The organism is Sphingobium aquiterrae, from assembly GCF_037154135.1.
In the GTDB taxonomy this organism is placed as follows: domain Bacteria; phylum Pseudomonadota; class Alphaproteobacteria; order Sphingomonadales; family Sphingomonadaceae; genus Sphingobium; species Sphingobium aquiterrae.
Genome location: NZ_JBANFL010000001.1, coordinates 265,070 through 277,690, shown reverse-complemented (window position 1 = coordinate 277,690; position 12,621 = coordinate 265,070). Strand labels below are relative to the sequence as shown.

The window sequence follows — 12,621 nt, the reverse complement described above, 5'->3', positions numbered from 1 at the left end:
ATGAGGATGGGCATAATAGCTGGTCAGCCAGCCCCTTCACGCGCCCGCTTGCCGGCCCGTAAAACAGACACGGCTTGGCGAGGAAGGCAGGTTATTGGAAAATAATGGTGCCCGGGGACGGAGTCGAACCGCCGACACTGCGATTTTCAGTCGCATGCTCTACCAACTGAGCTACCCGGGCAGGCCGCAGGCGTGAAGTCGCCTTGCGGTTGGGAGCGCTGCCTATAGTCGCGGCCGCGGCGCTCTGTCCAGCCCTTATTCTTCGTCTTTTTGCATGTCCGGGTCGGCGGGCGGGCCGGGTACGGCATAGCCTTCGCCGAGCCATTTCAATAGATCGCGGTCGCGGCAGGCGCGGCTGCAGAAGGGCCGGAATTCGGCCTGTTGCGGCGCCTTGCACACGGGGCATCGGGCGGGGTTCATCCTATTGCGCATAGCCTGCGGATATGGCGAGCGATGCGTCCGCGCGCAAGGTGACGGGGCCGCCGCGGCGGCGTTCCAGCCGCTGCGTCCAGTCCGGCGTGCGGTGGACGATGTCGATGACGGCGGGGGCCGCGACCAGCGTCACGGCGCCGCCCTGGCTGTCGCCCGCCCCGCCGCTGTGCCGTTCCGCCCGGCGCAGCAGCGCCATCGCCGCCGTCATCGCCGGATCTTCGCGCAGCACTTCCATCAGCGAGCGGCGCTCGCGGCGGCGCACGATCTGGATGAAGCCGAAGCCGTTCACCGCCGTCCGCTCGAAGGGCAGCGGCAGATATTTGTCGATCTGCGCGGCGGCAACCAGCCGCTCGTCCTTGTTGTTGAGCGTCGGCAGGTCGATGCCGATCGAGCCGCCTATCCCCATGCGGCGGATCGCCTGCGCGGCAAGCTTTGCGCCCTTGGGGCCAAGCTGGGCGGGCGGCAGGCTGCCGTCCACGTCGATCAGCACCATCGCCGGCGTCAGGAAGATGCGCAGCGCGGCGTCTTCCGCGCCCACCTCGCCGCTCATCGCCTCTTCCATCAGCTCGCTCCAGCCATGCGCCTCCAGCCGGTCTTCCTCATGCGCGGGGCACGGGATGACGGGGATGTCGGTGGCGCGGATGCGCTGGAGCAGGCTGGGGCCGGGATGCGGCTTGCCGCCCGGCTGGGCGACACGGCCCTTGGCGAGCTTGGCCCGGCCTTCTTCGGCAATCGCTTCGCGCTGGATGTCGAGCATCAGCAGGCCGCCTTCGGCCGTGCGCGGCGGGATGGGTTCCAGCAGCACTTCCTCGCCGGTCTCCACCAGCCGCACGATGCCGCGCCGTTTGGGGATCAGCGTGTGGGTGAGCCGCCCCTGCGCCACTGCGCCGGGCAGCACGCCACGCCCCTCGCGCTCCACCTGCGCCTCCACGATGCGGCCGCGCTCGATCAGTGCGGCGCGGCTTTCGCCGATGCCTTCCTCGTACAACCACTCAGCCAAGGGGATATCCTGCCGCGATCAGCAATGCGCGTACCTCATAAACCGGCAGACCCACGATGGCGGCATGGCTGCCCTGGATGGAACGGATGAGCCCGGCGGCACGCCCCTGAATGGCGTAGCCGCCCGCCTTGCCATGCCATTCGCCACTGTCGATATAAGCGTTTATCTCATCGTCGTGCAGCCGCTTGAAGGTGACGATGCTGGTCGAAAGGCGATGGCGCGCGCGGCCTTCCCCGTCGATCAACGTCACCGCGCTCAGCACGCGATGGCGGCGACCCGAGAGCAGCGAAAGGCATGTGCGCCCTTCCTCCTCGCTCTCCGCCTTGGGCAGGATGCGGCGGCCGACAGCGACCACCGTGTCGCCCGCAAGGATCAGCGATCCAGGATGGCGCGCGGCCACAGCCACGGCCTTTTCTGCTGCCATGCGTTGCGCATAGGGCGCGGCCAGTTCGCCGGCATGGGGCGTTTCGTCGATATCGGCCGGGTCGATGGCGTCGGGCGTCACGCCGATCATGCCGAGCAGGTCGACGCGCCGGGGCGAGGACGAGGCCAGCACAAGTCGGGGCGCCGGCGGGGGAATCAAGCGCGTCATGCGCGGCACCCCCGCTTATTTGAAGCGATAGGTAATCCGACCCTTGGTCAGATCATAAGGGGTCAGTTCGACCAGCACTTCGTCACCCACCAGCACGCGGATGCGGTTCTTGCGCATCTTGCCGGCGGTGTGCCCGAGAATTTCGTGATCATTCTCAAGCTTCACACGGAACATCGCGTTGGGGAGCAACTCCACAACCTGTCCGCGCATTTCAAGCAGTTCTTCTTTCGCCATATATATCCGACAGACTCAAAAAATTCGCGCCGCCATAGCGCCAAATGGTGGGAATGGAAAGCTGTGCCGAGTCAAAGCGCCCGGCGGCCTGCCTCTGCGATGGCGTCAAAGACACGGGAAAGCTGATCCGCGTCGATGCAGTAAGGCGGCATCACATAGATGCTGTTGCCCAGCGGACGCAACAAGATAGCGCGATCGAGGAAGAAAGCACGCAATCGCGGCGCGATATCGGAGAGATAGCCGGCGTCGGCCACCTTCATGTCGATGGCGGCGACCGCGCCGATCCGACGGGGATTTTCGAAGGCGGGGTGGCCCGCGATCCGCACCAGCCCCTGCTCCAGCATCGCGCCCACGGCCTGCACCTTGCCCAGCACATCCTCGTCCCGCCAGATGGCAAGGTTCGCCGCGGCCGCCGCGCAGGCGATGGGGTTCGCGGTGTAGCTGCTGCTATGGTAGAAGGCGCGCGCGCGATCGGTGCTGCGATGGCTTTCGAAGATCGCCTCGCGCGCCAGCGTAACCGCCAGCGGCAGCGCGCCGCCGGTGATCCCCTTCGAGACGCACATGATGTCGGGCGAAATCCCCGCCTGTTCGCAGGCGAAGAGCGTGCCCGTACGGCCCCATCCGGTCATCACCTCGTCCGCGATCAGCAACACGCCATGGCGGGCGCAGATCGCTGCCATCTCCCGCAATACCCACGGCGGATAGATCAGCATGCCCCCCGCCCCCAGCAGCAGCGGCTCGACGATGAAGGCGGCGACATCGCCAACGGCGCAGGCGGCGTCCAGCGCGTCGAGGCTTTGCTGCTCTGTCCCGGCATGGGGAAAGGGGATAGTGCCGACATCGAATAGCAGCGGCGCATAGGGGCGGTTGAACACCCCCCGCTCGCCCACCGACATCGCGCCGATGGTGTCGCCATGATAGCTGTGCTGCAGCACGAGGATGCGGTGCCGCGCGACACCCAGATTATGCCAATGCCCCAGCGCCATCTTCAGCGCCACCTCCACCGATGTCGATCCGCTGTCGGAGAAGAAGGCACGGGTCAGCCCCTCCGGCGCCAGCGCGATCAGGCCCCGCGCCACCGCTTCGGCGGGGTCGTGGGTATAGCCGGCGAAGATCACCTGATCGAGCGTTGCGGCCTGCGCGGCGATGGCGGCGGCGATGCGCGGCTCGCAATGGCCATGGGTCGTCACCCACCAGCTGGAAATGCCGTCGATCAGCGTGCCGCCATCGGCCAGATGCAGCAGCGCCCCCTGCGCGCCGACGACATGGGGGATCGCTTCGCCAAGGCCATGTTGGGTGAAGGGATGCCAGACCGGCGAACTCATGCGAGCGCCGCCCTGATCGCGGCCAGATCGACATGGTCCCGCATCGCGGCAGCCAGCGTGCCGGCGTCCAGCGGATCGAGCCGCGGCAGCCGCCCGAGCGAGGGCACCCCGGCCATCAGCGGAATGATGCGCTCATTCTCCGCATGCGCCTCCCCGATGAAGGCGATGCCCAGCACCGGCACCTGCCGCGCGCGCAACGCCTCCATGCTCAGCAGGCTGTGGTTGATCGTGCCCAGCCCGGTTCGCGCGCACAGGATCACCGGCGCGCGCCAGCGGGCGAACAGGTCCGCCATGGTCAAGGTTTCACTGATCGGCACCAGCACGCCGCCTGCGCCCTCGACCACCAGCAGCCCGTCGACGGCCGGCAGCGCGAGGCGTTCCACTGCGATCTCCACCCCGTCGATCCGCGCCGCCAGATGCGGGGAAGCCGGCGTGGACAGCCGATAGGCTTCGGGCAACATATGCCCGGCGGGCAGGCCGGAAAGGCGCGCGACCGTCTGCCTGTCCCCCTCCGGCGCGACGCCCGCCTGCACCGGCTTCCAGTAATGCGCGCCCAGTGCGCCTGCGAGCCCGGCGGCGAACACCGTCTTGCCGATGTCGGTATCCGTGCCGGTGACGACCAGCGCGCTCATGCGATGAGGTCCACCAGCGTGCGCCCCAGCGCCCGCACATCGCCCTCATCCACATTCAGCGTCAGCGAAATGCGCAGGCGCGATGTGCCCGGCGGCACCGTGGGCGGGCGGATGCCGCGCACGTCGAACCCCGCCTCCTGCAGCGCCGCCGCCACGGCCATGGTGCGCTTGTCCTCGCCCAGGATGACGGGCAGGATCTGGCTGCGCGGCGCGGGCAGCCCCAGCGGTACACAGATCGCGTCCGCCGCCACGGCGCGCAGATGGGCAAGCTGTGCCCGCCGGTCATCCCCCACCGCCACCCGGTCCAGTGCCGTCGCCACCGCCACCGCGATCAACGGCGAGGGCGCGGTCGAGAAGATGAAGGGCCGCGCCCGGTTCACGAGGTAGTCGATCATCAGCCGGGGTCCGCAGACCAGCGCGCCTTCCACCCCCATCGCCTTGCCGCAGGTGTGGAGCGAGACGACATCCCCCGCCCCCTCCAGATGCGCCGCGATGCCGCGCCCGCCGGGACCGAACACGCCCGTCCCATGCGCCTCGTCCACCATCAGCACGCCGCCATGGCGCCGCGCCACTGCCAGCAGGGCATCGACCGGCGCGATGTCGCCATCCATGCTGTAGAGCGTCTCGCACAGCAGCCATGGCCGCCCCTTGCCGCCGCCCGTGCGCCAGGCGACGATCCGATCCTCGAACGCCTGCGGATCATTATGCGTGGCAAAGCCATGCGCGGCGCGCGACTGCCGGATGCCATCATGCGCGCTCGCATGGATCAGTTCGTCTGCGACAATCAGGTCGCCGCGCTGCGGCAGCGCCCCCACCAGCGCGACATTCGCGGCAAAGCCATTGGCCATGAACAGCGCCGCCTCCGCCCCGAAAAAGGCCGCCGCCTTGTCCTCCAGCGCTTCATGCTCGGGCGCATTGCCGCGCAGCAGCCGCGACCCGCCCGACCCCGCCGGCACCCCGCGCAGCGCCGCATCGGCCACCGCCCGCGCGATCGCCATGTCGCCCGAAAGCCCGAGATAATCGTTGGAGGCAAAATCCCGCCCCGCTCTTGGGATGAGCCGGCGCAACCGGCCGCGCACGTCCAGGGAGGCCAGTTGCCGGGCAAGGGGATCGGTCTCTTTCATTGCCCGTCCTGATAGTCCGGTTGCAGCGGGCAGCAACAGAAAATCCCGTCAGACAGGTTTCGCCAGCTTCGGCACCAACCGCTTCAGCGCCACGACCAACGCATCGACATCGGCGGGCGAAGTGAACAGCGCCGGCGTCACGCGAACGCACGCCCCCTTGGCAACGCCGGTGCGATGGACGGTGAAGATGCGATGCTCGTCCAGCAGCGCCTTCGCCACCAGTCGATTGTCGTCGGCGGAGGTCAGCCCGCGCAGGCGGAAGGATGTGATGGCCCCCGACAGGCGCGGATCGGCCGGGGTCAGGATTTCCAGCCCGTCCATCCCGCGCAGCGCTTCGGCCCAGCGATCGCGCAGATGGCGCAACCGCGCGGCGCGCGGCCCCGCCCCGATCGCCTGCTGGAAATCCAGCGCGACAGGCACGGTCAGTTGGGCCGCATAATCCGGCGTCCCGGTATGCGCGCGCGACTGGATGCTGTCGGCGCGGCCGCCTTCCTCACCGGGATCGGCATCGATATCGGCGATCCGCTCCTTTCGGATGACCATGGCACCCACTCCCAGCGGCGCGCCCATCCATTTATGCAGGTTCACGCCCACGAAATCGGCGGCGATATCCGGCAGCGCGAAGTCCAGCTGCCCCCAACTGTGCGCCGCGTCGACAATCGCGTCGATGCCCCGCGCCCGCGCCAGTTCCACAATTTCCCTCACCGGGATGACGAGCCCCGTGCGATGGCTGAGGTGCGTGAGCAGCACCAGCCGCACCTTCGGATGCGCATCGAAAGCCGCTGCATAGGCGTCGATCAGTGACTGGTGGGTCGCTGGCTCCGGCAGCGCGATCGTCACCACATCCACGCCGCGCCGGCCCTTCAGCCAGTCCATGCTTGCCTGCATCGAATCATAATCGAGATCGGCGTAGAGGATCGCGTCGCCCGGCCGCAGCCGGTTATAGCCGGTGATCAGTCCCTTCAGCGCCTCGGTCGCGTTGCGCGTGAGCACGACGTCCTGCGGCGTGACGCCCAGCGCCTGCGCCACCCGCGCCTGCACCGCCATCAAATCCTTGCCCATGCCGCGCCGGGCATAATAGCTGCTATCCCGGTTCACCCGCGCGACCGCCTGCTGATAGGCCGCCAGCACGGGCCTGGCCATCATGCCCCAATTGCCGTTTTCCAGCTGGACGACCTCACGCGTCACATCATATTGCGCCGCGATGTCCGCCCAATAGGCTTCATCCATGGCGATGGAAGGAACGGCCGCCAGCGCGCGCCCGGCGAGCGGGGCCGCCGCGCTTGTAGCCAGCAGCATCCGGCGTGTCATGTCCACGAAAGCGCTCCCCGATCAGCAAATCCGCCTCAGGGTGGCCGCAATGGTGGCCGCATGGCAAGAGCCGCATCCCGGCAAATGACACAGAATGCAAGAAAAGCCAGGAAGCACGAAAAAAGTGGGACGGCCCTGTGCGGGACCGCCCCTCTGTCTCCTGCGCCGTCCGATCAGGCACCGTGCGCCAGCGCCGCCAGCAGCAGCAGCGCGACGATGTTGGTGATCTTGATCATCGGGTTCACGGCCGGCCCGGCCGTGTCCTTATAGGGGTCGCCCACCGTGTCGCCGGTCACGGCCGCCTTGTGGGCGTCCGATCCCTTGCCGCCATGATGGCCGTCCTCGATATATTTCTTCGCATTGTCCCACGCGCCGCCGCCCGATGTCATCGAGATCGCGACGAACAGGCCGGAGACGATGACGCCCAGCAGCAACGCGCCAAGCGCCGCAAAGCCGTTGGCGACACCCGCGACCGCCTTTATCACGAAATACACCAGGATCGGCGCCAGCACCGGCAGCAGGCTGGGCACGACCATCTCCTTGATCGCCGCCTTGGTGACAAGGTCGACGGTGCGGGCGTAATCGGGCTTCGACGTGCCGGCCATGATGCCGCTGTTGGTGGCGAACTGCTCGCGCACATCCTTCACCACGTCGCCCGCCGCGCGGCCGACCGCCGTCATCCCCATCGCGCCGAACAGATAGGGCAGCAATGCGCCCAGCAGCAGGCCGACGATGACATAGGGGTTGGACAGGCTGAAATCGACCGGCGTGGTCAGGCCCAGCGCCGCATTGTAGAATTTCAGGTCCTCCGTATAAGCGCCGAACAGCACCAGCGCGGCAAGCCCCGCAGAGCCGATGGCATAGCCCTTCGTCACCGCCTTGGTCGTGTTGCCCACCGCGTCGAGCGCGTCGGTCTTCACCCGCACGCTGTCTTCCATGCCGGCCATTTCGGCGATGCCGCCGGCATTGTCCGTCACCGGGCCATAGGCGTCCAGCGCCACCACCATGCCGGCCAGCGCCAGCATCGCCGTCGCGGCGAAGGCAATGCCGATCAGGCCGGCGAACTGGTGCGCCACGATAATGCCGATGCAGATCACCAGCGTCGGCAGCGCCGTCGATTCAAGGCTGATCGCCAGCCCCTGGATGACATTGGTGCCATGGCCGGTCTCGCTCGCCCTGGCGATGGAGCGGACGGGGCGATAGCCCGTGCCGGTATAATATTCGGTGATGACGACCAGCAGCGCGGTGACGCCCAGCCCCACCATCATCGACCAGAACAGCTGCATGCCGGTATAGCCGCCGCTGCCGTCCAGATCGGTGCCGAAGGGCGTGTGCATGTCGCCCAGCGTGCGCCAGGTGACATAGAAGATCGCGGGAATCGACAGCAGCGCCGTCGTCCAGAACCCCTTGTAGAGCGCGCCCATGATCGACTGGCCAGCGCCCAGCCGCACCATGTAGGTGCCGATGATCGAGGTGATGATGCACACCCCGCCGACGATCAGCGGCAGCGACATCAGCTGCATCTTGAAGGCGTTGTCGACACCGCTCACCAGCAGCGCGATCAGCACCATGGTCGCGCCCACCGTCACCACATAGGTTTCGAACAGGTCGGCGGCCATGCCGGCGCAGTCGCCCACATTGTCGCCCACATTGTCCGCGATGACGGCCGGGTTGCGCGGGTCGTCCTCCGGGATGCCGGCTTCCACCTTGCCCACAAGGTCCGCGCCGACATCGGCCGCCTTGGTGAAGATGCCGCCGCCAAGCCGCGCGAAGATGGAGATGAGGCTCGCCCCGAAGGCCAGCGCCACCAGGCTGTCCACCACGGCGCGGTCATCGGGCGCGTAACCGGCGGGGCCGGTCAGATACCAGAAGAAGGTCGCGATCGCGAGCAGCGCCAGCCCCGCCACCAGCATGCCGGTGATCGCGCCGGCGCGGAAGGCGACCGTCAGGCCGCTCTGCAGCGATGCGCGCGCGGCCTGCGCCGTCCGCACATTGGCGCGCACGGAGATGTTCATGCCGATGAACCCCGCCGAGCCCGAAAGCAGCGCCCCGATCAGGAACCCCGCGGCCGAAAGCCCGCCCAGGAAGATGAAGACCAGCACGGCCACGGCAATGCCGACAAAGGCGATGGTGCGATATTGCCGGGCCAGATAGGCCTTCGCCCCTTCCTGGATGGCGGCGGCGATCGCCTGCATCTTCTCGTCGCCGGCGGACATGGCCAGCACCTGGCGGCTGGTAAACAGGCCATAGAGCACAGCCAGCAGGCCGCACCCTATGGCAATATGAACAACTGACATGGGCTATCCTCTCCCCCTTTTGTGGATTGTCATAGACGCCGCTCCGCAGGGAATGACGGGCGGTGAATGGCATGGCTCCGCCATCGGCCGGGAATGGAGCATCCGGTCGCGCGGCACGGCGGGCAGGTCAGCGTCACATGGATCGCATGGGGTCACAGGCATATGCATCCCGACCAAAGCTGAAAATCCGTTCAGGAAAGAGCCTATATGCCGAACCGCTCACGTCAAGCCGGTTGGTGGACGAGGCGGAGCGAGAGGGTGAGCGCAGAGGACGGCCGGCGCGGCAATTTCGCGCTAAAGGCGCAGTCCGAAACGGGCGCCAAGCACGGTCATGAGGACATAGAGCATCACGGTCAGGACACAGCCCGCCAGCAACGCCGCCCAGAATGGCGTGCCATGCCGCAGCAGCACGGGGATCAGCAGGAACATCGGCAGGGACGGCAACACATACCAGAATGTCGCCTGGGCATGCGCCGCCATGTTCTGCGCATCCGGCTTGTCCGACCAGAGCCAGATCATGCCCAGCACGGAAACCAGCGGCAGGGACGCGATCAGCGCGCCAACGCCCGGCAAACGCTTCGCCACCTCGGAAGCGACCGCCACGAGAATACCGGAAACCAGCGCCTTGATCGCAAGATACAGCATCGCGCCATAAAGCCCGAGCGCGCGATATTGGCAATGGCTAGGATGGGTGGAAATCATCCTTTCGTTATCCCTGTGCAGGCGGGGAGGCAGCTCCCATCAGAAGGCGCTGGGTGTCAGGTCAGGAGATGGATTCCCGCCTCCGCGGGAATGACGGTTTTGGGGTGAGAATTGGACTTCCTTCCGACGTCATGCTGAACTTGTTTCAGCATCCATTCGCCGTCGATAGAATTCTGCCCACCACAGGCAGAAGCCTGTCTTCTCAGGTGCAGCCATGTTCGTAACCCAGCCGCTCGGGTAGCGGCATGGCCTTGCCGTCGATTTCCAGCGTCAACCCCGGCGTCGGCACCAATTCTCCCACCGCGATCATGGGAAATCCGCAGTCCGGCAACATCGGCGCGGCGCAGAGCAGTTGATAGTCATCGCCTGCACAGGCAGCCATGAGCGCGGCGGCGCGGAGGTCGGCGGACATATCTGCCAGCGCCGGTGACAGCGGCACATGGGTGATCCGCGCGCCCAGCCCGCTCGCCCCGGCCATCCGGCCCGCGTCGATCAGCAGGCCGTCGGAGATATCCATCATCGCGTGGACATGCGGCGCCAAGGCACACCCTTCGGCAAGGCGCGGTTGCGGGCGGCGATAGGCGGCGATGAGCGATGCGGGCGCACTCTCCCCCTGTTGCAGCAGCGTGAGCCCGGCCCCCGCGTCGCCGATCGACCCGGTGACGAACAGCCGGTCGCCCGCCTTCGCCCCACCCCGCGCCGGCACGATATCGCTGGTCGCCAGTCCCATCGCGGTCAGGGTGAAGACGCGCGGCGCGCCCGAAGGCATAGCCACCGTGTCCCCGCCGACCAGCGGCATCGCATAAGCCTCCAGCGCTTCGCGCAGCCCGCCAAGGAACGCCGCGTCCCAGCCAGCATCGCCGGACAGCGCATAGTTCATCAGGCAGGCGACGGGCCGGGCACCCTTGGCCGCCAGGTCGGACAGGTTCACCGCCGCCAGCTTCCAGCCGATGTCGGCGGGCGGATCGGCGGGCAGGAAATGCACCCCTTCGACAATCATATCGCTGGTCAGGATCAACCGCTCGCCGCCCACGGGCAGCACCGCCGCATCGTCCATCAGCCCCCGCGCGGCGGGATCGCGCGCAAGCCCGCGCAACAGGTCGATGAAGGCGGCCTCGCCGCTCACATCAGGTGCGCACGACCTTCGCCACGCCATCCAGCAGGCCGTTGACGAAGCCCGTCTCGCGCTTTTCGTAAAAGGCGTGGGCGACGTCGACATATTCGCTGATGACGGTGGGGGTCGCCACGTCCTTGCGGGCGAGCAGTTCGTAGACGCCCGCGCGCAGGATCTGCCGCATCGGCTTGTCCAGCCGATCGAGGCTCCAGCCCGAGGACAGCTTGCCGGAAATCAGCCCGTCAATCTCGTCCTGCCGCGCATCGACGCCGGCCACCAGATCGTCGAAGAAGCTTTCCTCGGCATGGGCGTATGTCACGTCCTCGATAGTCGCGCCAAGGCGATGCTGGTGGAATTCGGTGAGCAGCACCGTGATCGGCGTGCCCTCCATTTCCTTCTGGTACAGGGCCTGCACCGCGGCAAGGCGGGCGGCGGAGCGGGATTTGGCGCGTTGGTTCATTTCGATATCCTTATCCGTTCGCCCTGAACTTGTCGAAGGGCCGTTCTTCTTTGGAGGAGGACAGGGCTTCGACGGGCTCAGCCCGAACGGCTGTTTTCAACTCAGGCGCTGCGCCACCGATGCGGCGTGCGCGGGAAGTCCTTCTGCATGGGCCAGCGCGACGGCGGCCGGCCCGATGGCTTCGAGCGCCGCCTTGTCGAGCGCCAGAAAGCTGGTGCGCTTCATGAAATCGAGCACCGAAAGCCCGGAGGAGAAGCGCGCGCGGCGGCCGGTGGGCAGCACATGATTCGGCCCGGCGACATAATCGCCCACGGCTTCCGGCGTCATGCGACCCATGAAGACGGAGCCGGCATGGCGCACCTGCGCGAACAGCGCGTCGGGATCATCGACGGCCAGTTCCAGATGCTCGGGCGCAAGCCGGTCGACCAGCGGCAGCGATGCCTCCAGCGTATCGACGGTGATGATCGCGCCATTGGCGTTCCAGCTGGCCCGCGCGGTCTCGCGCGTCTGCAGCCGCTCGATCTGCGCCTCGATGGCCGCGCCGACGGCATCGGCAAAGGCGGGGTCGTCGGTGAACAGGATCGACTGGCTGGTCGGATCATGCTCGGCCTGGCTCAGCAGGTCGGCGGCGATCCATTCCGGGTCGTTGCGGCCGTCGGCGACGACCACGATCTCGGACGGCCCGGCCACCATGTCGATGCCGACGACGCCGTAAAGCTGCCGCTTGGCCTCCGCGACCCAGGCGTTGCCGGGGCCGACGATGACATCGACCGGCGCGATTCTTTTCGTGCCATAGGCGAGCGCGGCAATCGCCTGCGCCCCGCCCACGCGCCAGATCTCCTCGATCCCGGCGATGCGGGCGGCGGCCAGCACCATGGGGTTGATCTGACCGCCCGGCGTCGGCGTCACCATCGCTATGCGTTCGACGCCCGCGACCCTTGCCGGAATGACGTTCATCAGCAGCGAACTGGGATAGGCCGCGCGCCCGCCCGGCACATAGAGGCCCGCCGCATCCACCGCGCTCCACCGCGCGCCCAGACGCACACCGGCGCTGTCCACGCTGTCGCTGTCCTGCGGCCTCTGCTTCTCATGATAGGCGGCGATCCGCGCAGCGGCGAGTTCCAACGCGTCGCGCAACTCCGTGGAGATGCCGGCCAGCGCCGCATCCATCTCCGCGCGGGTTACGGACCAGCCGCTGGTCTCCAGATCATGCCGGTCGAACCGCTGGGTATAATCGGCCAGCGCCACATCGCCCTCGGCGCGGATGCGCTTGAGGATCGCGGTCACGTCGCGCGAGACATCCTCGTCCGCCTCGCGCCGGGCATCGACCAGCGCGGTGAAGGCGTCGGCAAAGCCCGCGTCATTGCTGTCAAGGCGAAGGGGCATCAGCGCATGCCC

At 67.4% G+C, this 12,621-nt stretch carries 13 protein-coding genes and 1 tRNA gene; all 14 read right to left on the bottom strand.

Going from position 1 to position 12,621, the window contains the following annotated elements; genetic code table 11:
* Positions 1–105: 105 nt before the first annotated feature.
* Positions 106–181, bottom strand: a tRNA-Phe gene (locus WFP78_RS01220).
* A gap of 74 nt (positions 182–255) precedes the next feature.
* Positions 256–420, bottom strand: a complete 165-nt coding sequence (locus WFP78_RS01215) for a DNA gyrase inhibitor YacG (RefSeq protein ID WP_336957937.1) — start codon at positions 418–420, stop codon at positions 256–258.
* 1 nt (position 421) lies between these two features.
* Complete coding sequence (locus tag WFP78_RS01210; protein ID WP_336957936.1) at positions 422–1,432, bottom strand: ribonuclease; 1,011 nt, start codon at positions 1,430–1,432, stop codon at positions 422–424.
* Positions 1,425–2,024, bottom strand: a complete 600-nt coding sequence (locus WFP78_RS01205) for a Maf family protein (protein WP_336957935.1) — start codon at positions 2,022–2,024, stop codon at positions 1,425–1,427. The genes WFP78_RS01210 and WFP78_RS01205 overlap by 8 nt, the downstream gene beginning before the upstream one ends.
* A 15-nt stretch (positions 2,025–2,039) precedes the next feature.
* Entirely contained in the window at positions 2,040–2,258 is a 219-nt protein-coding gene (infA, locus tag WFP78_RS01200) for a translation initiation factor IF-1 (protein WP_010162480.1), read from the bottom strand.
* 71 nt (positions 2,259–2,329) lie between these two features.
* Positions 2,330–3,583 carry an adenosylmethionine--8-amino-7-oxononanoate transaminase gene (locus tag WFP78_RS01195; RefSeq protein ID WP_336957934.1) on the bottom strand — a complete coding sequence of 418 codons (1,254 nt, stop codon included), beginning with the start codon at positions 3,581–3,583 and terminating at the stop codon, positions 2,330–2,332.
* Positions 3,580–4,215: a dethiobiotin synthase gene (gene bioD, locus WFP78_RS01190; RefSeq protein WP_336957933.1), complete on the bottom strand. Its 636-nt coding sequence runs from the start codon at positions 4,213–4,215 to the stop codon at positions 3,580–3,582. Before bioD ends, WFP78_RS01195 begins: the two co-directional genes overlap by 4 nt.
* A complete protein-coding gene (locus WFP78_RS01185) occupies positions 4,212–5,339 on the bottom strand; it encodes an 8-amino-7-oxononanoate synthase (RefSeq protein ID WP_336957932.1) in 1,128 nt (375 codons plus the stop codon). Before WFP78_RS01185 ends, bioD begins: the two co-directional genes overlap by 4 nt.
* Positions 5,340–5,387: 48 nt before the next feature.
* On the bottom strand, positions 5,388–6,650 hold the full coding sequence (locus WFP78_RS01180; protein ID WP_419722888.1) for an aminotransferase class V-fold PLP-dependent enzyme: 1,263 nt from the start codon (positions 6,648–6,650) through the stop codon (positions 5,388–5,390).
* Between the two features lie 173 nt (positions 6,651–6,823).
* On the bottom strand, positions 6,824–8,947 hold the full coding sequence (locus WFP78_RS01175) for a sodium-translocating pyrophosphatase (protein ID WP_336957930.1): 2,124 nt from the start codon (positions 8,945–8,947) through the stop codon (positions 6,824–6,826).
* A 294-nt stretch (positions 8,948–9,241) separates the two neighbouring features.
* Positions 9,242–9,592 carry a DUF3147 family protein gene (locus WFP78_RS01170; RefSeq protein WP_336958205.1) on the bottom strand — a complete coding sequence of 117 codons (351 nt, stop codon included), beginning with the start codon at positions 9,590–9,592 and terminating at the stop codon, positions 9,242–9,244.
* A gap of 259 nt (positions 9,593–9,851) precedes the next feature.
* Positions 9,852–10,775: a thiamine-phosphate kinase gene (thiL, locus tag WFP78_RS01165; protein ID WP_336957929.1), complete on the bottom strand. Its 924-nt coding sequence runs from the start codon at positions 10,773–10,775 to the stop codon at positions 9,852–9,854.
* 1 nt (position 10,776) lies between these two features.
* On the bottom strand, positions 10,777–11,223 hold the full coding sequence (gene nusB / locus WFP78_RS01160) for a transcription antitermination factor NusB (protein WP_336957928.1): 447 nt from the start codon (positions 11,221–11,223) through the stop codon (positions 10,777–10,779).
* A gap of 96 nt (positions 11,224–11,319) precedes the next feature.
* Positions 11,320–12,609 carry a histidinol dehydrogenase gene (gene hisD, locus WFP78_RS01155; RefSeq protein ID WP_336957927.1) on the bottom strand — a complete coding sequence of 430 codons (1,290 nt, stop codon included), beginning with the start codon at positions 12,607–12,609 and terminating at the stop codon, positions 11,320–11,322.
* Between the last annotated feature and the right edge of the window lie 12 nt (positions 12,610–12,621).